The following is a 22,259-nucleotide window of genomic DNA, read 5'->3' on the forward strand; positions in this document are numbered from 1 at the left end:
TCACCGCAAACAAAAAAGGGTGTCAGTTAAAAGTCATCCCAATAAGGCGGTTGACCATAATACGAGCTTATAAAATCGATGAAGGCACGGAGTTTGGGCGCGAGCAGTTTACGGTGTGGATAAACGGCGTATAGCCCCATCGTCTCAAGCTCAAAGTCGTTCAATATGATTTCGAGCTTTCCCTGCTTTAGTGCGTCGCCGACGATGAATGTGGGTTGTAATATATAACCTTCGCCCGCGATAGCCGCTGCCATCAATATTTCACCGTTATTTGCAACCAAACCGGACTGTTTTTTTGCAAAATTGACGCGCAAAGTTTCCATTAGCAGATTCTTTGATGGTGCCAAGTCCATGTAACTATAACGTAAAAAATGCTCAGGAATTAATTGGTCTGGATGGCTTGGAGTGCCATGATGCTTTAAGTATTCAGGAGAGGCGCAAAGCACCAATCGAATCGGCGCTATTCTTTTCGCAACCAGTGACGAGCTCTTTAGCTGCCCAATTCTTAATGCCACATCCACCCCTTCTTCGATGACATCCACCTTACGGTCGCTAAGTTCCAAGTTAACGCCCACGTCTGGAAATTGCTTTTTAAAGTCTCGTATCAGTGGCGCCAAATGAAGCGTAGAAAATGAGACCGGAGCGCTGATATGCAAAAGCCCTTTAGCGGTGCTTTTAAGTTGCCCGAAGTGATCATCCATACCATCAATGCTTTCCAGAATGTGCATAGCATGTTGCAAGCACTGCTCGCCTTCATCAGTAAGGTGAACACTCCGTGTTGTACGATTCAGCAGCCGAACGCCTAACTGCCCTTCAAATTGAGAAACGTATTTACTAACCAGTTGATTGGATATCTGTAATTTATTCGCTGCTTTTGTAAAGCTTCCTTCCTCTGCGACGGCGACAAATGCTTTCATCGTTTCAATACGATCCATAACACCCACTTCAAATAAATTGTTGATAATAATTCAACGAATATAGCATTTATTACACAGAATGTTGTTAGTAATATGAGCACTAATCTGGTTAAGGCAATCAGCCTTGATTGAAAATTAGAATAGGTTACATAATGAATAAACAAACTTTACAGACATTATTGAAATCAGATGCAGGTATTGCCGCTCTGGTTTTACGAGTCCCTGTCGGCGTTATTTTGGCTGCTCACGGCGCGCAGAAACTGTTCGGTTGGTTTGGTGGATATGGCCTAGAAGGAACCGGGCAATGGTTAGCGAGCATTGGCATGGAGCCGGGTTATTTAATGGCTTTGCTGGCAGGAAGTGCTGAATTTTTTGGTGGCGTGGCATTAGTCTTAGGGTTATTAACTCGACCTGCTGCTGCAGTGAGTGCCTTTACCATGCTAGTTGCTATTTTTAGCGTGCATATAAGCCACGGGCTTTTTCTTTCAAACAACGGTTATGAGTACGCCCTTGCGTTATTTGCCGCCACTTTGGCTTTAAGTATTCAGGGCTCCGGCAGTTTTTCCATCGACAACACGTTGGCAAAAAAAGTTCTCTAAGATAATTTTTTGAGTCAACAATCTCTGAAAACCATCATCTGTTAAGTAGGTCTTGTGCCATGTTAGCTAATGGCGAGATCGTTAAAAGGGTGAATGGCATTATTCAAGCTTCAGTAGTCACCGCCAATACAATTGTTCCGATTGGCCCTGAATATTAAACCGAATGAGAAACAGCATGAAAACAAGTCAGATAAAAGCAAGTCGAAATGTTGTCTACGTTTCTCATGGTGGGGGACCAATGCCCTTGCTCGGTGATCCTGAGCATCAAGAAATGGTCACTACACTCAAAACTATAGCCAAACAAGTCGGTAAGCCGAGTGCCATATTGGTGATTAGCGCACACTGGGAAGCGCGTCTTCCGACCGTTACGTCAGGCAGTTCTCCCGGGCTCAACTACGATTATGGCGGTTTCCCCACAGAAGCTTACGATATTCAATACCCATGTCTTGGCGAACCGGAATTGGCGCAGAAGGTAATGGACGCGATTAAGCGAAATGGCATCGATGTGATTGATGATAAGTATCGCCGCTTCGATCATGGCGTGTTTGTTCCACTTAAAATTATGTATCCAGAAGCCGATATTCCTTGCGTACAATTATCATTAGTTCAAACGCTGGAACCTGAGCTACACATTAAAATTGGACAGGCTTTGCAAGATTTGGATTGGAGCAATTTACTGGTGATTGGGTCGGGGTTCTCATTTCATAATATGTGCGCCTTTTTTACTCCTGATGTACAAGAAATACGCGCAAAGAACCTTGAGTTTGATGATTGGTTGAAAGCCACAATGAGTGATACTTCGCTTTCTGAAACAATGCGTAAACAGCGGCTGATCGATTGGGAGTCCGCACCTAGTGCAAGATTTTGTCATCCACGAGAAGTGCATCTGATACCGCTGCATGTCTGTTATGGTATGGCCGGTAAAGCCAGTGATAATGTCTACCAAATAGAAGTTATGAGAAAACAAGCATCAATGTTTTCTTGGGCAGTGTCGAATGACTAAGGTCAATATCCTTGGCTAATGAGCTTGCCGTAAAACTACCCCTGACAACTGAGTTTCCTAATCATATGGTCTCACCAAGAACATATTGTTAGGAAACATGCCAGCAACGACCAAACTAGTATCCATTCAGTTGCAACTGATGTTGTTTTACTAAGTTCATTTTTTTCTTATATGATTCAATCAGTTCTTGTTTACTTTTACCTTTATTATCGAAAAATAGAGCACCTTGCTTTTGAAGTAGTGGATAGAAATTTTCTACCATCTCAAGAACAGTATTGACTCGTTTTATCGTGGTTGGCGTACAGCTTTTACCATCTAGGTCATCTTCTATATCCAAAACATTCGAGCGGAACATCTCTAATGTAAATAAGTTTTCTAAAGCGTCATCACTTTCAAGAGCGGTTAGATATTGCTCTCTTAATGACTCTGAATAGTGCAAGATGGCGCTATCAGCATGATGACATTCAAGCCATGCTATTTTACCTTCTAAAACACTTACTGCCGCTTGTTTGACATTACGAAACACCGCTATGGACTGGTGGTGAGAGTAATCTTGCTCTAGCAGCCAACCAGAAAAGAATCGCGTTTCAAACCGTTCACAAAATTGGAACAGTGGAGAATTTGTACCATCACTATTAAACTCGGTCAGCGGATCAAATGCGTACATATAGCCGAAATCAAATAGCCATAATTTCTGGTTGCGATCGACTAATAAATTACCAGAACACAAATCCCACTCGAACAAACCGACTTTTTCACACTCAATTAATGTAGAAAATAGCTGTGATAGAAGTGACGGTGTAAGCTCTTTGATTGGTTCTCCCTCAACCCAATCGGACAAGATAATACCAAGACGATAATCTGCGTAAACCGTCTCAACGATGCACCTGAATGATGCAGATGTTTGAGGATCATCTTTAAGCTTTTGGAAATCAAAGCGGCGTTGCACTTCATTAAGAAAAGAGAACTGACCATCAAGGTTTTTTACTCGAGCGACTGGACGCTTTTTCTTTAACGTGTACTCCTTTGCACCAAGACGGATACGATATACTTCTGCCGTCAAACCACTTTTAAATGTTTGCACTACGTATGGTGAATCACTGGTGGTTAAAGCTAGTTGCTTAGGTGATATTGGACATTTTTCAATATTGCCAACGATTAAATTGGCATCACTGTTCTCAAATTGCCGTTGTATTTTGTGACGTGTCATCTTGCTACATTCCGTTGTTGCTCTTATTGGTATAACAACGTTACCAAAACACTAACCGTTACATATCACCCATAATGATGATCAGCTAAGGCTTAGATCTAAGGTGTAGTGGTGGACTAACAGTTGAGCACTCTGGTAAGTAAGGGGCCCAGATTTGTACAGACACATGTCCTTTTCACCACGTGAACTGATAACTTGATGCCTATTTGACAACGCAGCCAAGAGAAACATAATACATATACGTTTCATATATAAATCGCATACATATGGGTATTATCAAAATCTCAGAAGAACTTCATGAAGAGCTTCGCAAAGCAAGTTCGGTCATGTCACGTTCAATCAACTCACAAGCGGAGTTTTGGATCAAAATGGGCATGCTAGCCGAACTGCACCCTCAACTTTCATTTAATCAAATCATGGCGGACTTGATGCAATCTGCGAATGTTTCCGCTGCAAACATTGCAACGACTGAAGAGAATAATGATGCATAGCCAAGTACTGATTAAATCAGAAGATGAAATCGCGCTTATGCGAGAATCAGGAAGGTTACTCGCGCAAGTTTTTAAGATGCTCGACACATACGTCCAGCCGGGCATCTCTACGATGGATATCAATAACAAAGTTGAGCAGTATATTGTTAATGAACTCAATGCTCGCCCTGCAAGTAAAGGGCAGTATGATTATCAATACGTTTTAAACTCATCTATTAATGACGTAGTGTGCCATGGAGTACCTAAAGAGGCAGAAACGTTAAAGAGCGGCGATATTATCAATCTAGACATTACTCTAGAAAAGAATGGATTCATTGCTGACTCAAGCAAAATGTATGTGATGCCATCAGCCTCACCGCTTGCAATCCAATTGGTAAATACAACCTATAACGCTATGTGGGAAGGTATTAAGCAAGTAAAGCCCGGTGCAAAACTTGGTGATATTGGTTATGCGATTCAACGATATGCAGAGTCCCATGGGTACAGTATTGTCAGGGAGTATTGTGGACATGGAATAGGTCGGGAAATGCATGAAGAACCGCAAGTGCTTCATTACGGCCTTCCAAATAGTGGCCTCACTTTAAAAGAAGGAATGATATTCACCATCGAACCAATGGTGAATCAAGGTACCGCGAAGATAAAGACCAAAAAAGATGGTTGGACTGTCGTTACTAGAGATAAGAAGCTTTCTGCTCAATCTGAACATACTGTATTAGTCACAAGTTCAAGCTATGAAGTTCTTACGTTGAGAGAAGAAGAAAAACTGCCAATGATGTAAACCACATAAACAAGCGGGTGTGGAGTAACGAAGGGTTGAGATAAGAAATAGGTACATTGACCCAGTCGATCCTAAGTGGTGACTGCATCGCGTACTAAAACACAAAAAGCCCGCTGATGACTCAGCGGGCTTTTCTAAATGTGGCGGAGAGATAGGGATTTGAACCCTATCGCTCACTAAAATTTCTTTGCATACCCTTGAATATAAAAGAGTTTTCAATATTTAAAGCTGCAAATCGAACACAAATGTCTAAGTCGATTGACTACCTAAAATCTCCCATAAGTTGAGAAAATAGTCAATACTTTTACTGCTCTTCATTGTGTTCTAGCCTGCGTTCAAACAAGCTATTCTTACCAACCTTACTTTTTGCCGTAAATACTCGAAAACGACCTTTGGGAGTAGATTCCAACCTTAGAATAAGGTTGGTGTTTCCTATTTTATTGGGTTTTATTGACTGTTTATAAAAATTCCAGTCGTCAGTAAACAGTGATTTTAAAAGTTCTTTGTCCTCAATTAACTTCGTAAATAACTCTCTTTTTTTGTAAGGAATATCATCATAGAAATGGTCGAAATTAAACTTTTCCAACGTTAAATTACTAACGATCTCAACATTAGGAAGTGGCAATGAAAACTCTTGGCTAATGTCTTTGAGACATTGCTTTACAGTTTCCTCGAACTGTTTAGTGGAAACTGCTGTTAATAGCTCAATAGACGAAGCTCCCATGAAGCGATTTCTGAAACTTTCCCACTGTTTTATATCTGTATGATCAAATGGGAAATAACACTCTTTATTGATAAGAGAATCTCGATCATCTCCTGTCAATTCAACCTCAACATAAGCTTTCGATCCATTTTTTTTCATAACTTTGTTTTTAAAGTAGAAACGCATTGCTTTCTTAAACTCTGTTCCTGATATTCCTACATCACCTAGAATAGTTATTTTATATCTACTTCCAGCATCTATGTCAGCAATGTCACTGAAGCAATCTTCCAATTTTAAGGTACGCAACATATCACCACCACACGATTGTATTAGATGCTGTAGACCGTTTTTATCACGATTAATGTTTTTTAACGTAAATAAGTAGCCATTAGAGTCACCCCTTATAGATTCTAACTTGTCTTTAAACTTAGAAATGTTTTCAGAATCAATACAGGTATGCCTGTTTACAACATCAAGAATACTAGAGTATAGATACTCTAAGCTATAGTCTTTTTGAGAAATAAATTCACCAAGGCTTGTGTCTTTTATTGATACATAATTAAAAAGCAACAACCAGTCAATAATTCTCTTTTTGGAATATGAAACGTCTTTATTCCAGTAATGGTTAGCAAGTATTTTTGATGCATCTACCAAAGAGTCATTCTGGCTGTGGATAATATCTTCAAAATTATAGAGTAATTTTAAGTATTCGATCCCTATGTCACTTTTTTCCAACCCTCTCGCTCTAAAATCCATAATCTCGTATACTTTCTCAAATGACCGAGGGACTAGGACAATTAAAACCACATCATTAGATACCGCAGAAAAAGATAATCTTCCCATAGATAAAGTATCGATATTAGCATTGTTAATGCTAACTAAATTTACGCTATTTTCCATATCTATGAAATAATATGATTTAGATTTATCCTCAATATCGTAAGTTGTTGAATCTATACAAAGCTTTTTATTATCATCTGTGCCAAATTCATCTGGTTCCAAAACCTCAATATCTATAGTCTCTAGAACAAATTCTTCACTAGGAAACCTTTCTTGAATAGCAATCATCAAATCACTATACATTCCTGATATTGCTAATTCTGCACCGCCAACCAATATATTTGATTTCAATGTATCAAAGAAAGTAGAAATATTGCCATCATTGCTTCTTCGTTTTGGAGATATAATTAATTCATAAAATTGTGACTTACTTGGTCTATTGGCTTTCTCATGATGAGACAGATAGTGCTCTAGAAATCTAGAAAAATCATTTTCGCCATTTGACATTTCAAAGAGAGCATTTGCCCAAGCTATTTCAAAAGAGTGCGCATGGATATAAGATTTATTAAAATCAATATACCCAATCAACTTTCTCAAAAAATCGATCTTCTTGACATTTGAATCACAATACTGTGGGAATAGTTTGGCTTCATTAGCAGCATCAATTTTATATGAGTAAGGGCTTTCAACATCAATTAGAGTTAAATCCAATGAATAGAGGAGATTCAATAGAAGTTCACAAAACCCCTCTTTATCATTTCTATACTTGCTGCTCCCTTTTGGAAATAGATACTCAACACCTGCGTAGTGTGGTATTGCTGGAAAGTCATCTTCATTTGTTTTTGACAGTTCCATGAAATAGTTAGGATAGCCATTAACAGTGAAGCTATCTCTGAACTTTTTGCCAGAATCATATAGCTCAATGATTTTCTTTATAGACTCAAAACTGTTTAGTCTATCAAATTTAGAAGCTAACTTTTTGTAGCTATTGCCTATTTCAAATACGACCGAACCATTGAACTCTTGAGCGTTTAAATATTCGAATGTACTCAGATTACCTTCAAGTTGTTTAACCAAAAATGATGTTCCTTTATTCATAACAATAAGATTGTTATGAGCAATGTTTGACAAACAGATATCAGTATCAGGGTACATTTTTGCACTATGATCGTAGACCCAATCTATAAATTTATCAGATCCTCGTAATGAAGCGATTAGTTCTGGATCCAAAGTGAACTCTTCTGTAAGACAATCATTGTAAATGGCTAAAACGATATCTCTATACCGTTCAACTACGTTGCCAAAATCAGGGCAATCTGCCACTAATCCTTTTTCTTTCAACAATGTTATACAGGATACAACCGTTGATTTAGTCAGTTTAGTAAAATCCTGTACATTAATTTTTTCAAACCAATTCTGATTATTTATTAGTGTATTAGAATCATTTATATAATTTAAGAATTTTGACCAAACATGTTTTAGCTGAATTTGAAACTTAGTAAAATCTTCGAGGACGATCGTAAACAACCCTATTAAGTTGAATACAACATTTATTCTATCTTCATATTTTGTCAATGTGAATAATTTATATTCATTTTCTGACAAACGATTCCAAAAATAGCTAGATAAACTTCGTAGTTGGATAATAGATAAATTATTATTAGAAACCAAATTATCAAAGTCTAATATAAAATCAAGTCCATCAATTTCGAGAGGGAAAAATTTAGAGAAAAATTCATCACCAAATAATCCTACGCTTAAATCATACTTATCTTTAGAGAAAAGAATTGACTTAAGAGTTCCTAAATCAACTTTCATCATTAGTTCTTTTCTTACATCTATGCCTAGCTTAAAGGATAACTCAATTGTTGTGATTAGCTCTACCTTAGTCAACTTTTCAGATTCATTAGAAATGTCATTAATAAAAGAAGACAGTGATAAGCTGTCTATTTCTTCAAAGTTTTCAACAATTTCATTTATATATGAATCCCTTGCTAAAAGATTCATGTTCAAATATGTAATACTGTCTAGCAAAACGATGTCTTTCTTATTGAAATAATAGTCACGAAAAAAAGTTTTATACATAGAGCCTCGACCAATTTTGCTATCTATAATAATCGGCTCTAGAATTGATTTTTCGTATTTCAACTCATTTTCATTCGAAAATCTTGATAAGACAAACCTGAAGTTGTCTTTTAGCCCAAATTTCGAGTCTTGTAATAAATTTTTAGCTTGTAAAATTGCTCTATTGAATTCTTTCTTTGATAAAGATGATTTATGAGTTATCAATTTATTAATGCTATATTTACTGTCATTTTCATACTTTGATATAATGTTAGTTTTTTTGAAGTATTCAACGGTAGTTAGCAATGTCTTGTTTTTGTTTATCTCCAATTCATTTGAATTTAACCATCTTACTATATCTTCAAATAATTCTTTTGATTTGTTATCATTTTCTACAAATATAAATATGTCATCTACAAATCTATAATAAAACTCAAATCCTGTTCTCAATTTTTCCTCAATTAATTTATCTAAACCGATTAAAAAAATCTCAGCAAAAAACCTAGCATATGCTGGACCTTGAGGAACACCACACTCTGAGTTGGTTAGTTTTGTAACTGATAAAAGATAATTTACAATATTCTCATAATTTGACCTATCCGTCACATTAAGGCTATTTAGTCTTTCATTTATTGGTGAAACAGGCTGATCAAGAAGTTTGATCCTTAGTTTTTGGTGATTTATAGTGTCGTAAAATGATTTTAAATCAATCTTTATAATTTTATAGTTATCGTAAGATCCAAACTTATCATAAATTATAGATTTAATATTATGTACAAATATATTCCAATTTATTAGCCAGTTTTCAAAGATCCAGCCGCTGTTAAAGTTATGGTTGACTCTATATCCCAGTGAGTTATTGGAAAATGCATCAAACCATAAGTCATTCAATAATGATAGGCATGAGCTTGAAATTATTTTGTCTTGAGAGCTATGGCTTACTAGAATTCGACTCTTAGACTCGCTATCCCACCTCTTGAAATCATATACTTCTTTGCTCGGTCTCAATTCTCCTGAAAATAATTTTTTTAAATTATGTTCAAAATCAGAGTATTCTAACTCGGATATTTCTCTTTTTATATGGTGGATAGCTATTTCATCGTTACTATTTATATAATTTATTTCGGCTCTTTTTGTTTTTTCAAAAAGTTCTTCACTAATATTTAATCCATCGAAAGAGTAACTTACCGTTATGTTATCTAGAATTTCTATTGGTGACGTTTTATCTTCACATTTGCAACCCGAACAAACAATTGGCAAGGTTTTCCTCAGATCATTACATGACAATGGGTACAAGTGTTTTAGATTGCGAATTCTATCGTTAGTCTCTTTTTCATCATAATTATCTAATCTAGAAAAAAATGATTTAAGTAAATCCAAGCCTAGGTTATCATTGTTATTAGACTTTATTCTAGCTAATAAGCCAACTAGTATTAATCTATTAGTATGTGATAAATTACTTCTGTAGTCCTTCAAAATAAGATTGATACAATGTGTTTCATTTAACTTATTAAGAACTGTGTCTATTTCATAATCTTTATTTGATTCAATATTTTTGATTATTGTTGGAAGTTTGATTTTGTCATTAAAAAGTGAGAATATCTTGCTTGAATTTACAGTTTTATAATTTTCAATTATCTTTAATTGACTTTCTAAAAAATCATTATCCAGAACACTAGGCCATTCATTTTTTTTAAAAGAGAAATCAGATAGGCTACTCACGAAAAAAGAGTGTTTTTCTGATTTCTTATGTCTAGATAAAGGAATTTTTACACCAAGCCCAATCCCTTTATTGTTTTTATTATGAACGCTAGTTTTTGGAAATAGATCTATTGCTATACATTCTGGTAGGGTTCCAAGGTCTTTTTTTATGCTACTGATGAACGAAAAAGCGGTATCTTTGTCAATATCGTTATCACATATAACCCACAAGTGGAGTCCACGGTTTCCTGAACACTCAATGAGATAGGGTATGCTATAACTGTTCAGCTTTTCTACCGCTTTTCCAACTTCTGAAATAAGACTTTCTTGGTTAGAGGGCAAGTCTGGATCGAATCCTTTTTTGATGTCAAAATCTAAACATACCCACCTCATGTAACCTTGATACTCTTGATATGTTAATAAGCTTTCCTGCTCAAGTAGCATCTTCTTGATAACCGCAGGAGTTAGATTTTGGTAGACGGTAGCATACGCACCGTTTGTTCGTTGGAAGGCATAGCGTGTAGGGTTCATCACGAAAAGGTGATGAAGACTATTTGCTAGCACTTCTATTAGATTCATCTTCATAGACTTACTCAAGTTACGCCATTTGATCATTATGGCATAGGTATCTCATTGAGAGTATTAGCAATTCAAATATTTCTCTGTATTCCTAAACGACAGGACTACAGAAATTGGTTTAAAGGCAATAGTCGCGATAATTCCTTTTCAGTAGTACTTTGGCGCTGAGAGAAATCAACATGCTCCTATAAGGAAATAACAAGTCCTCATGTTCCTATCGATATAGGGTGGTTTACCCCTGATAGGGGGTAAAATTCCCTTTACCCCCTATCAGGGGTAAAGGGAGCCATGATCCGCAATTGGCGTTGACTGCTCTAGACAGGTTTATGTCTCACAAAAGCCTCCAATGCACTGCGTATACGCACAGTACATTGGAGGCTTCAGACATTTTGACTAAGCAGTGTTAATCGCTCACGAGTGATGAGGAAAATTGGACTCTCGAACCATAAGAAAAACTTTTCATTAATTTATCATGAACTCTAATGAATTTAGATAGGTCAATAATTAAGCTGCTGTATTTAAATGATAAGTAATTCAATGGTAAAAATTTACTATTACTTTAACTAATTAATTATTTCGATTGTTAGTAGGGCTGTTCATAACATTTTTCTTTTTGTCTTCAAGATTATCAAGTACTCGCTGTAACGTATCGTGCTCATTATCCCGTCGCATTTTCTCTTCGTTTTTAGCTAGCGTATTTTTCAGTTTTGTTTTCAGCTCAGGCTCTGTTGCTATAACTTCAAAAGCTCGACCAAGTTCGAGATAGCTGTCCCGCTGTCTTTCTGCCAGCTTTCCAGCATGTGCAAGCGATGTTCCAATTTCTTGATTTGCTGTCTCGTGGATACGGATACTTCGTTTGACACTGCTGATAGCCCTTTCAAGCTCTCTACTGAGGCTTGGTACTCTTGGGTCATGAGTTGATTGGTCTGAATAATGTCGTTTAGGATTGTTCTGCGTTCGTATTGATACTGTTCTTGAATTTCTTTTATCGTGTTCAGGTAAAACTCGTTCTGTGTCTCGACCATAGCGAGCAAATGCTCGTTTGAAATCTGCTGATTCTTCGTCAATGACGTAATTTGTGAAGCTAATTGTTTCTCGATGTCGCTCATATTCTATTTTTCCAGCCAGTAGAAAACTCATCCATTCTTGGATAAACCTTTTTTGTTGCTCGTGATACTGCTCTAGCGCTAACTTTGCATTTCGTTCTGCTAATGCTTTTCTTTCTTCAATTTGCTTAACCATCTCAAACCCTTTTAGGGATGGGTTGAACTCAGGCATTTGTGCAAAATTAACCTGAGGTTGCGATATGTAAAAAGATGGCGTAGCTGTCCAACGAGAGTTCAAAGGTAAATAATGCGCTTTGCTCACATTGAATTCAGGCTTACTTTTGTGTAATCCGTAACGTTTGTTGTTGTAGTTAGCTCGTTTAATAATCGCTTTATCGAGTTGGTCTTTTAGCTCCTCCAGTCGACTTTGTTTGCTTTGTAATGGCTCACTGGACTGGGTTAAGGAGTCTCTAGAACGAAACTGCTCAGTAAACACAAAACCATAGAGACGCACGTTCTTTTTATCTTTAAAGTGCAAACGGACGAAGTTGCTCGATTCACTAACATGGGTAACCCCGACTTTTTCTTTAAACTTATCGCTACTTAGTGCTTGTATAATGTCGGCACGGCTGTTTACTCGATTGCTAGTAATCATGTCTTTAATCCAGACATTGATTGCTTTCTTTAGCTTGTGTCGCTTGTCAAAGCTGTTACCGTCTTGTGTAAGCCGTTTATGGAGAGAATCGAGAGGGCTCACTAAATCATGCTTAAGATTTAAGTAATCCCGCAGTAGATTGAAGTCTTGTTCATGCCCAGGTGGCGCAGGGTTGAAGGAAAATCCTGTTGCAAGGTGAATTCTCGGTATCAAAAAGTGGTTTTCAATATTGCCTTGGTGCGTGTGACGCACCCAGTCGATTAGTTGCTCATCTTTAGGGAAACCAGCAAAGCACAACTCTTCAAACAATTCCCGCCACTCTGCTTCAATCTCTGGATTGGCTTGCAACTTCTCTGTATCTTCAAACGCATGAGCAATAACACCGCTGACGTATTTGTGTTTATGTGGGTTATGCTCAATTGCATATTCCACAGCTTTTCGGTTCCCGTTAATTGATTCTGGGGGTGGCTCTCTGCGTTTTCCTTTTTGTTGCTGGAGTATGTAGTCGCACTCCCACTCTGTTTGTATATCGTTCGCTTCTCTCGCTAACTTCCGTAATTGGTATGCAGTGCTGTACTCTTTCTTTTGGTCATCCGTGAGACTACATAAAGGACCATACAGGTAGTTAGTTGCAGCGTGTGGATCAGATTGCCCAACACCACTGGTTCGGAAAAATGAAATTACTGCCATAATTCCACCGATAATGGATCTACTTTTGCGACTCGGTATTTATGGTCAACCTGTGGATTGGCTAGAATATTCATTACTCGAAGATCGTGCTGCTCAAATGCTTTGTTGAGCTGGTTAAGCTCTAGCAAGATTTGAACTGCTTCCACTCCAGATTTATGAGTGTTACACCACTTGACGGTCTGATTAAGCAGAGAATTGAAACGTACACGTTCATGGATTACGCCTAACATCTCTTTTCTTGTCTGCTCTGCGAATGGAACGATAATTCTTGTTTTATGCAGTGATTCAGAAGCAATCTGAGACACCGTTTTTCCTGCTTGCTCAGCTTTGTATTTCCAGATCTTTTTATCTAAGAGCGTACAGTTCATTTCTATACGAGTACTCTTTGCTTCACAATAATGATGATAAAGCGCATCAACTTCAGAGGAATTTAAACCAGTATCTTTCTTCAAACGGTTTTTGCTGATTTTAATGTTGTGCTCAACACAGTGCTCAAGCTTTTCTTCAAATATTTCGGTGAGCTTCGGGTTGTTAAGATAGTGCTCTTCTATCTGTTTTTTCTTGTATTTTTTAATCATAAATTCGCCTACTTTGATAGGTCTAATTCTGTTTATTGGCCAGTTTTTTCAGGGGTTTGGGCGCAGCCCAAGCGATACTAAGCAGCCGCTTAGACTCCCAACCCGATGAAACTTCATACGGGGTTGGGGTAACCTTGCTCTTTAGCTTTTACATCAATTTTCCACACCGTCGTCGACATGGAATTCTTCTGATAAGCTGGGATCTGCATCACTCAAATCGCCAAAATACCAATCGGGATGACTGGAAGTGAGACTTTCAATGAGTTTTGTGTTGTGTTCTTGTAAGCGTTCTTTATCGCGAGTTAATGAAGCGATATGCTCGTCTAACATTTTCGCACGAGCGCGTTCAACAAAAAGCTCCTGACTTACCAAAAGTAACGTATCGAGCTTTTTCTGCTGTTGGTCAACTCTAGCGCGGTAGTCCGAAACAACTTGCTCTGATTGAGCAAGTTTGTTTTCTAGCTCACTGCACTTTTGACTCAGTGAATTAGTTTCCCGATGCTGTTTTTGCAATTCGTCAATGAACTCTACAAGCTCTTTGTTTTCTTTTTCTAATTCATCAATTTGCTTAAGAGATTCTTGTGTATGTGCGCTAACGAGCTGCTGCACTTCACTATCAAACGCCTGCCAGACGATGGACATTTCGGCTTGAAGCGCAGAAATCAGTCGCTGCTCAGAATCTACAAACCACAGCGCTTTGTTACGAACTATAGGAGTTGGTTTTGTGGCTTTCCTTAGTATTTTGAAAGCGATGGATACTCTTCCAAAATCACCGCCAACAAGTTTTTGCAGTGCTTTTATTGAAGCTGGTGCTGTGTTTAAATCGCTAAATGCTGAGGCATAGTCGTCAATGGTTTTACCTTTTTCTGTTGAGTAGCCTTGTTTTTCCAGTTCAGCGGAAAATCTTTCACGGAGCAATACAAGACTTTCTTCCTGACCGAGTAAGGCAGGAAGAGAGGAAGACAAAGTAGTATTCATAATTACTGTCCACCTTTAAGCGTATCATCGATAATTTTGTAGATTTGCTCTCTGTGTTTGTCACTCTTTGCAGCACGTGCCAGTTCGAGTAAGTTTTGTATAAATGCTTTGTCATCACTGGCGATGGGCTGCGCTGCTTGCTTAATTTCAACAATGTCATTAGATACGACAATGCTATTTTCATCTGTTGTTTTAAATAGTTCTGCTACTGTTCTATCTGCTTTAACTTGCTCTTTCTTCAAGCTCACTTTATTACGTTTCGCGTAATGCTTTTCTACAATGCTGACATCTCGATGCCCAAGTAACTCTGCAATCCATGCGACACTGACTCCACGATTAAAAGGTATCGACGCTCCCGTATGCCGCAATTGGTTTGGGCCTCGATGTGCTACGCCAGCTTCTTGGAGAAACCCAGTAAAAAACTGTTTTGCGAATTGCTTGGGGTTTAACCACGGGTGACCAGTTTGCTCATTAAAAAAAACAAACCTGCGTTTTTCTCGTTTAACTGTGATGTTATCTCGTTGTACAACGTCAATAGTTATTGGAGCTTTGTCACCCGTTAGTCGTTCGACTTTACGGAGTAATTGAGCGGCTTCTGCCGATAACTCAATTGTTCGTTCAGACTCTTCTGTTTTAGTTACTTTGTACTTGTTTAGAGGTTTTGCTAAGTCAACGTATAGTCGACATTTTTCAATTCCTTCTTCTGTATAAAACTCGATATTTTCCCAGCAAGTACAAATGAGTTCGCTGATACGTAATGCCGTTAGAATGGCAAAAGAGGCCATGTCTTTTGCCATCTCATTGTCGGTATCAGTCAACAATAATTGACGAACTTCGTCTTCGGTTAAGGGAAAAGGATCATCGCTAACAACTTTCAGGTTTTTGATACCTTCCATTAAGTCGTTTTTCTGATGTTCAGACAAGCAGGCTTTAGAGCAAACAGCTCGCAAGATAGTGTAACAACCGTTAATAACCTTACCCTTTTTCCCCAGTCCTAGGAGGGTAGTTTTAAGATTATCAATATCTTCAATGGTGAGTTCAGAAAGGAGCTTTGCTCCTAAATATCTGATGATATGTCGACCGTGAGTCTTCATTCCATTCAGTGTTGATTCGGCAACAACAGGCTCTTTGGTATTTAGCTCATGACAAACAGCCTGGGCGACTGAGCTTAGCGGGTAATCATCTTTGTTTAATGAAATGTTAGACTTGCGAGTGCCTTTCCGAGCTTTTTTAATTCGAGATTTCAGGCGAGGCGATTTGTGATTTTTTTTCGTAGGATTCATTTTTCGACCTATAAAGTTACAGGCCATTAAAGGGGCAGCTCTTCTGTCGGAGCCTTATTATGTTTCTAATGGTCTTTTGGTTTATTTGCTTATTATCAAACCACAATGTCTGTTTTTACACAATAGCCACACATCGTTAACTTTTGTGTAAGTGCATGTATAATAAAGAAAAATATTCATTTCTAGAATATTTTTCATAGCGTAACTTATTGATATTTATAAGTGTGAGTGCTAACTAACTCATCGCATTTTCTGTCCTTGCAAGGTGCCAACGTTTACCTTTAAATACAATAAACGTGATTTTGATCACAAAAAAAAGACATAGTGCAAATAACTACACTACGTCTTATGGGGTTCATAGAAGAATAAATATTAGGGTTACAGTGCCGTTCTCACCAAGCAACACGGAGGCTACTCACTTTTGTCGGAGTGCTTTTTACGTGATTTCGAGTGTCAGCTTTGGTGAGCAATCTTTATTCGTCATCATTTTTCGCCTCTCCAAGAAAATCTAGCATGCCCAAAAGTTCACCATTGAAGTTATTTTGATGACGAATCGCTAACTCTTCGATTAAAGCGATGGGTTTACTGTTTCGACGTTTATGATCTACAGGAAGATCGTCTATTAACGATATTGCATGTATAGCCTTGCCAGAAACGGAGGATGTATACAAACGAACCTCTATATCTACTGATTCACATTGATTTGTAAGCGTTAATATCGAATCAGCAAAGTTTATTTTGAATCCCGTGTATCGCCCATACCTAGAAATCAAAATCAGCATCATCAACTCAAATTCGTCGGCAGGGATACGCACAGTAGTCCCGCATCTGAACCTTAAGTGCGAGACTTGCTTAGCCCCTAACTGCACTTGCAAATTTTCAACAAGAAGAGCACCGTCCATAAAATCACGACGAATTTCATCATAGAAATATTGATACACTATGTACGGTAAACAAAGTGGTTCATCTTCAGTTAGGCTATTGGATTTTAACCAGTCGCGATAAGTATATTCCTCTAAATGAAGAAGTGCTTTGAAGTTGTCTAAGTTGCCAATTGTAAGGCGCACTTTTTGAACACCATGCTTGGATTCAAAATCGTGTTGGTTTAAGTACGGATGGAGCCGTAGGTGAGATATTGTTGTATCAATGAGGTGAATCTGCTCTATTGTTACTCCCATTGCTAAAAAGCGAGATAGATCGAGTTGCTCTCGGTAAGCAGCACCTTCTTCGATAGCTAAAACTATCGATTTGCGTAGTGATTGACTGAGTTCTTGCATAATTACCCCTCCAGATTCATTTGAAACGTGCTAACGATTTCAAGCAATTTCTCTAATTTATGTTTCTTCCCATATCGCCCGAAAGTCATATTAGGGTTGGTATGACCAACAACCTCGGCTGCGCTATGTTCTGGAACATCCTGCTCTTTAAGAACATCAATGAATGTGTGGCGCAGTCCATATGCCGTAGGGCGCTCACCCGCAGGCATACCTAGCTTCGTTTGTAGCTTTCCGAACTGGGTGCGATATGTTTTTGTCCAATCTTTATCTTTTCCAAGCGGAGGGTAATTGAACAAAGGGGCGTTACCTTTATGAAGGCGACTTTTATAGAAAAGAACGAAGTCTTCATGGATAGAGGGATGTAGTGGAACAGAACGAACAGCATGCTCGTTTTTTAAGTGTTGATCTTTTGACTGATCCGTTATTTTAAGGTGCGGAATTTTTGTGTTAAGAACGATATCTTGTATATAGAGCTGGCATGCTTCTCCCGTTCGCAGTCCATGAAAGAGTTGTAACTTGCTTATCCATTGAAAATCTAATGATGCATGAACGAATTCAGCACTTTGAATTAGTTGAGAGAGTTCTTCATCAGTCCAACGATCACGCTGTTCACTAACGTGTTTTTGGCTTTTGAACTTCGGATTGAGATCTTCCGTTGGGTTTTCTAGAATATACTTCTTTGATTTCAGCCATTTGAAAAACTGTTTTACAGCTGAAAAGTAATCTTTATTAGTTTTTGATGAGCGTGATTCGGAATAGAGTAGGTCAATATAGTCTTCTAAGTCAGAGATGCAGACTGTATTGCGATTCACATTTTGTGTTTCAAGAAAGTTGATACAGTGAGAAATACGCTGATTGAGCTGATGAACAGTTAACTGACGCACATTGCGCTTCTTCTTACTTTCTAGAAATCGCTCAAGCAATTTCGAAAAAGGAATCACGTTAGTCGGAACGCTTTTAATATCAGGTTCAGTTTCTTCAAGATTTGTTAAGTCAACTTCACTTGGTAAGTCAGTATATATGTCACTTTGGAAGTGCTCCATAAGCTCTGGCGGTACTTCAAATATCTTTGAATAAGATTGACTAGCAGTCGACGTAAATGAGAAGCGTAGAGTCTCAATTCTCTTATCGAGTGTTGCTTTAAACGATGAAAAAAGAGGAGGTTGACTATGGTCGATCAGGCTCAGTGCTCCTTTAATGCAAGAAGCCATTTTAAAATTGCGCTCTATTGCTTCTGAGCGCTCTTTAGTTAAAAGACTAACTTTGATATCGAAAGGATAACCAAACTCACGTAGTGGTTTAGGGATGCAAATGCGGGTTTGATATACGCCATTGGGCGCTTTTTGTAAGTACATTGTCTCACCTCATTGTCATGAAAGTGATTTGCAGTACTGTAGATACGAAAAAGCCCTTGAAAATCAAGGGCTTAATGCGTAAGAAAAATGGCGGAGAGATAGGGATTTGAACCCTAGGTACGCTATTAACGTACGCCGGTTTTCAAGACCGGTGCTTTCAACCACTCAGCCATCTCTCCGTTGCGGTAGGTATATTAGGTTCAACCCCTAGAGTTGTAAAGCAAAAATTCATACAACCTAGTTTAAGTGTTTAGATTATAAGCAGTTATTGGCATGGCCGTTTCCTTCTTGTTTAAATCATTGTTAAAAAAGATCCACAAACAACTTTAGCTCTATGCATTCAATAAAATAGTGTTTTATTTTTAACCGCATGATTTAATTGAATAAAACAGTGTTCAGTTAACACTTGTACGCTCGAAAACAATTGCACAACAGTGTGAACTGTATCAAAATTAGCGTATTAACCGAGTAATTTTGCTTAGAACTGAGGTTTTATGAAAGTCGCAGACTTATTTAAACATCGTGGTGATACAAACTCTAAACAGCATTCAGAATTTATGCAGTGGATGACCCCTACTGTACGCGAATACTGGGGAGAAATTGTCAACAAGGCTCATAACCGCCACTTGTTTACGCGTCTACGTGATTTCAATGCACCTGCAGTCAACGACGAGATACAACTCCCAGTTGATCAGCCCAAAACTACGCAGCCAAAACCGTTTGAACTCAAGCCAGAAGCGCAAAAAGTCTATCTAGAGTTGCAACAACAAATCGGCCAAGTGATTCATACTGGCGATTGGTTGGGTATTTCTCAAGAACGTATTAACCAATTTGGTCAAGTTACTGAAGACATGCAGTGGATCCATACCGATCCAGAGCGTGCTGAAACTGAGTCTCCTTTTAAAACGACGATTGCACACGGTTTTTTAACCCTAGCTTTGTTGCCTAAGTTGACTGACAGCGTAGATCCAGACAATAACCTATTTCCTACCGCTAAGATGGTCGTCAATATTGGTTTAAATCAGGTACGCTTTCCATATCCCGTTAAACCCGGTGATAAAATACGTGCAGTGAGCACCTTAGCTAAAGTTACTCCAATTCGTAAAGGCTTAGAAATAGAGCGCGAAATCAAGGTTGAAATTGAAGGTATTCGTCGCCCAGGGGCCGTGATTACGTCAGTGATTCAACTGCATTTCTAAATATTAAAACAATAAAAAAGGATACCTCGCGGTATCCTTTTTATTTGCCTTAGATTATTGCCCAACGGTGTAGCAGCATCCCAATGGATAATCCTCACCATTTTTAGCCGTGTATTCTTTCTCTTCTTTACATGCTCTCGGTTTGCCTTGCGCATCCCCTTTCACTAGGCTGATCCAGTGGCGCATTGCTGCCATTTCGGCCATCTCTTGCGGGAATGTGGTGCATGTTTCCAATTGAATGTCTTCAATGTCAATTAACTCAATACAACCTGTCCCTTTGTGATAGCCAAATGTCACCTCAACATGGCTACCTGTACCATCACGGAACAAGATAGATTCTGGATCTTCCTTTTCACCCGTGTAAGCCACAAAGTGCTTTGGATGCTTTAAGCCACTGTGGCTACCATCTTTGAAATATGCCATCACGTGGCGGTAGTCGATAACGTAAGCGGTAACTTCTTTGTGCGAGCCGTTCTCTAACGGAAACAGGCGATCAAGCAACTGTTTGGCTTTTACTTGTTTTTCCATCGCTTGGCTTGTTTCTACCGCGAAGACTGCTTCAGCGATAAATGGCTTATTTTGTTTTTGGATTTCAGTCTTATCGAATGTCAGCATGTTCATAGCGTTTCCCTCGCGGATATTGCACAACTTTTAAGTCCTAGAGCAAATATTCCAAATTGGCATTTAACTGTTTTGCTAATTTGTGACTTTGCTTACTTTGTATACTAGTGAATTTTTGACTACAATTTCACAACAAAAATTTTACAGTGTGAATTTTACAAAATGGCCGTGTCAAAAAGCTTAATTCGTCAATCTCATTTTTTAGGGACTAAGATACGAAATCTTAGGAAACGCAACCATTTAACCATGGAGGATCTCTCTGCGCGTTGCATTAGAGTCAGCCCAGAATATGCACCTTCGGTCTCCTACCTCTCGATGATCGAGCGCGGAAAACGAGTGCCTAGTATTGATATGTTGGAAGTCATCGCTGAAGTTTTCCAAAAGGATCCGTCTTGGTTTTTAGATGATGAACCAGAGCAAGCTGACATCACCCCAGATAAAGGCAACCGCGGTGGCATCAGCGGCATGGCTCTAGAGCCGAGTTTCTTGTTTTCTAATGACATCTTACAAATCGCCATTCCCGAGATGTTATCGCAAACGGGTATTACTGGCCGCCAATTTGCTCATCTGTTGATCCGCGCTCACCAAGAGAGCAATCAAAATCACTTTCCCGATCTTGAGCGCGCGGCCGAAGAAGTCGGGCTGAAACGACTCAATCTCTCAGCAGAAGATCTCATGGACATCGCGCGTAGTTTGGGATTAACGATACGTTGGATTTCACGTCCACCGAAAGATGTGGTTGATGAACTTGGTGTTAGCGCCAAACAAGTGGTTACCTCATTTTTTGAGCCACCCGGTACGATATTTCTCAATGAAGTCCTTAAGCACTACCCTACTCGGCTCAAATACGATTTATCTGTCTATATAGGTCACTGCGTATTGCACAGTAAAGAAGGGTTAAAGAGTGTGCTTTCCGTTGGCCATGCCAATAGCTGGGAAGAATACGATCAAGCAACGCCAACATCAGAGCTAAACTCACAAGATATTTTGCAAGCGTGGCGTGATTTTGAGTCGAGTTTTTTCGCCGGAGCCCTACTCTGCCCTAAAGTCCCGTTTAGGCAATTGCTTGACCGCAGTGGCTATGAAATTGATGTGCACCAAAAGGCTGGAGTGTCTCCTTCTGTCGCTATGCGTCGCATGACCGTCGTATCCCCTTACCCACACTGGCATTATTTTGATGCGTATGGGCAGAACAAACTCAAAGCCGTCTACCGTGGTAATGGCATTCCGCTTCCTTGGGGGAATATGCGTAAAGTGAATGATCCTTGTCAGCACTGGGCCGTTTTTCGTCGTCTTTCTGAGCCACAACAGGGAAGCTCCGCCCAGATATCCATTCTTAATGTGGGTGATGAGCCAAGAATATACTGCTGTGAATCCGTTAACATGACCGATCCTGCCGGAAACAATCGTGTCCTGTGTGCCGGGATAGATTTAAACCCAGCGATCGATGCTCAGGGTGGAAACTCACTGGAATTAGCTGAAGAGTTAAAAGCGCTGTGTGTCGGCAATGGGGGCAGTGCGCCTATTCCTCGTCATATGCAGAAAGAATTCACCACCGTTGCAAAAATTCTCAATATTAATTGGATAGAGCGAGGTATTCAGTCTGATGCCAGAGTGATTTGTTCAAGAGGTGCAGTATGCCCAAGAAAACCTAGTTGCTATAACGGCTGCCAAGACTCGGGCGCTTAATAGAAAAAAAGCCAATCACAACAATCGTGATTGGCTATATATATTTGTGAACAAAATAGGTTC

Annotated in this window: 16 protein-coding genes and 1 tRNA gene; 6 read left to right on the plus strand and 11 right to left on the minus strand. The window is 38.8% G+C overall.

The window, feature by feature from the left end; translation table 11 throughout:
• Positions 1 to 26: 26 nt before the first annotated feature.
• Entirely contained in the window at positions 27 to 935 is a 909-nt protein-coding gene (locus BS19_RS19135) for a LysR family transcriptional regulator (protein ID WP_038177516.1), read from the minus strand.
• A gap of 134 nt (positions 936 to 1,069) precedes the next feature.
• Here BS19_RS19135 and BS19_RS19140 point away from each other — a divergent pair, with 134 nt between their 5' ends.
• Both BS19_RS19140 and BS19_RS19145 read left to right on the plus strand, forming a co-directional pair.
• Positions 1,070 to 1,516 carry a DoxX family protein gene (locus tag BS19_RS19140; protein ID WP_038177517.1) on the plus strand — a complete coding sequence of 149 codons (447 nt, stop codon included), beginning with the start codon at positions 1,070 to 1,072 and terminating at the stop codon, positions 1,514 to 1,516.
• Between the two features lie 175 nt (positions 1,517 to 1,691).
• A complete protein-coding gene (locus tag BS19_RS19145; protein ID WP_038177518.1) occupies positions 1,692 to 2,519 on the plus strand; it encodes a DODA-type extradiol aromatic ring-opening family dioxygenase in 828 nt (275 codons plus the stop codon).
• 115 nt (positions 2,520 to 2,634) lie between these two features.
• Here the strand turns inward: BS19_RS19145 and BS19_RS19150 are convergent, their stop codons facing one another.
• Positions 2,635 to 3,729, minus strand: a complete 1,095-nt coding sequence (locus tag BS19_RS19150; protein ID WP_038177519.1) for a protein kinase family protein — start codon at positions 3,727 to 3,729, stop codon at positions 2,635 to 2,637.
• A gap of 266 nt (positions 3,730 to 3,995) precedes the next feature.
• Between BS19_RS19150 and BS19_RS19155 the strand changes: the two genes are divergently transcribed.
• Both BS19_RS19155 and map read left to right on the plus strand, forming a co-directional pair.
• Positions 3,996 to 4,220 (plus strand): ParD-like family protein, encoded by a 225-nt coding sequence (locus tag BS19_RS19155; RefSeq protein WP_038177521.1) that lies wholly within the window; start codon positions 3,996 to 3,998, stop codon positions 4,218 to 4,220.
• On the plus strand, positions 4,213 to 4,998 hold the full coding sequence (gene map / locus BS19_RS19160; protein WP_038177522.1) for a type I methionyl aminopeptidase: 786 nt from the start codon (positions 4,213 to 4,215) through the stop codon (positions 4,996 to 4,998). The genes BS19_RS19155 and map overlap by 8 nt, the downstream gene beginning before the upstream one ends.
• A 304-nt stretch (positions 4,999 to 5,302) precedes the next feature.
• On the opposite strand, the gene BS19_RS19165 is transcribed toward map, so the two are convergent.
• The 8 genes from BS19_RS19165 to BS19_RS19200 form a co-directional block, all read right to left on the minus strand.
• Complete coding sequence (locus BS19_RS19165) at positions 5,303 to 10,831, minus strand: reverse transcriptase domain-containing protein (protein ID WP_169739029.1); 5,529 nt, start codon at positions 10,829 to 10,831, stop codon at positions 5,303 to 5,305.
• 561 nt (positions 10,832 to 11,392) lie between these two features.
• A complete protein-coding gene (locus BS19_RS19170; RefSeq protein ID WP_051686581.1) occupies positions 11,393 to 13,216 on the minus strand; it encodes a relaxase family protein in 1,824 nt (607 codons plus the stop codon).
• Entirely contained in the window at positions 13,207 to 13,794 is a 588-nt protein-coding gene (locus BS19_RS19175) for a hypothetical protein (RefSeq protein ID WP_038177524.1), read from the minus strand. Before BS19_RS19175 ends, BS19_RS19170 begins: the two co-directional genes overlap by 10 nt.
• Before the next feature lie 153 nt (positions 13,795 to 13,947).
• Positions 13,948 to 14,772: a hypothetical protein gene (locus tag BS19_RS19180; RefSeq protein WP_038177525.1), complete on the minus strand. Its 825-nt coding sequence runs from the start codon at positions 14,770 to 14,772 to the stop codon at positions 13,948 to 13,950.
• A 2-nt stretch (positions 14,773 to 14,774) separates the two neighbouring features.
• On the minus strand, positions 14,775 to 16,055 hold the full coding sequence (locus tag BS19_RS19185; RefSeq protein WP_245609313.1) for a tyrosine-type recombinase/integrase: 1,281 nt from the start codon (positions 16,053 to 16,055) through the stop codon (positions 14,775 to 14,777).
• Positions 16,056 to 16,528: 473 nt separating this feature from the next.
• A complete protein-coding gene (locus BS19_RS19190) occupies positions 16,529 to 17,332 on the minus strand; it encodes a hypothetical protein (protein WP_038177527.1) in 804 nt (267 codons plus the stop codon).
• A 2-nt stretch (positions 17,333 to 17,334) separates the two neighbouring features.
• A complete protein-coding gene (locus tag BS19_RS19195) occupies positions 17,335 to 18,687 on the minus strand; it encodes a tyrosine-type recombinase/integrase (protein WP_038177528.1) in 1,353 nt (450 codons plus the stop codon).
• 88 nt (positions 18,688 to 18,775) lie between these two features.
• Positions 18,776 to 18,866, minus strand: a tRNA-Ser gene (locus BS19_RS19200).
• A gap of 315 nt (positions 18,867 to 19,181) precedes the next feature.
• Between BS19_RS19200 and BS19_RS19205 the strand changes: the two genes are divergently transcribed.
• On the plus strand, positions 19,182 to 19,886 hold the full coding sequence (locus BS19_RS19205; RefSeq protein ID WP_038177529.1) for a MaoC family dehydratase: 705 nt from the start codon (positions 19,182 to 19,184) through the stop codon (positions 19,884 to 19,886).
• 54 nt (positions 19,887 to 19,940) lie between these two features.
• Here BS19_RS19205 and BS19_RS19210 read toward each other — a convergent pair whose 3' ends face one another.
• Entirely contained in the window at positions 19,941 to 20,507 is a 567-nt protein-coding gene (locus tag BS19_RS19210) for an aldolase/citrate lyase/malate synthase family protein (protein WP_038177531.1), read from the minus strand.
• 162 nt (positions 20,508 to 20,669) lie between these two features.
• On the opposite strand from BS19_RS19210, the gene BS19_RS19215 reads away from it, so the two are divergent.
• Complete coding sequence (locus BS19_RS19215) at positions 20,670 to 22,196, plus strand: DUF3612 domain-containing protein (RefSeq protein ID WP_038177532.1); 1,527 nt, start codon at positions 20,670 to 20,672, stop codon at positions 22,194 to 22,196.
• Positions 22,197 to 22,259: the final 63 nt, after the last annotated feature.

The sequence above is a fragment of the Vibrio pacinii DSM 19139 genome (assembly GCF_000711795.1).
Taxonomy (GTDB): domain Bacteria; phylum Pseudomonadota; class Gammaproteobacteria; order Enterobacterales; family Vibrionaceae; genus Vibrio; species Vibrio pacinii.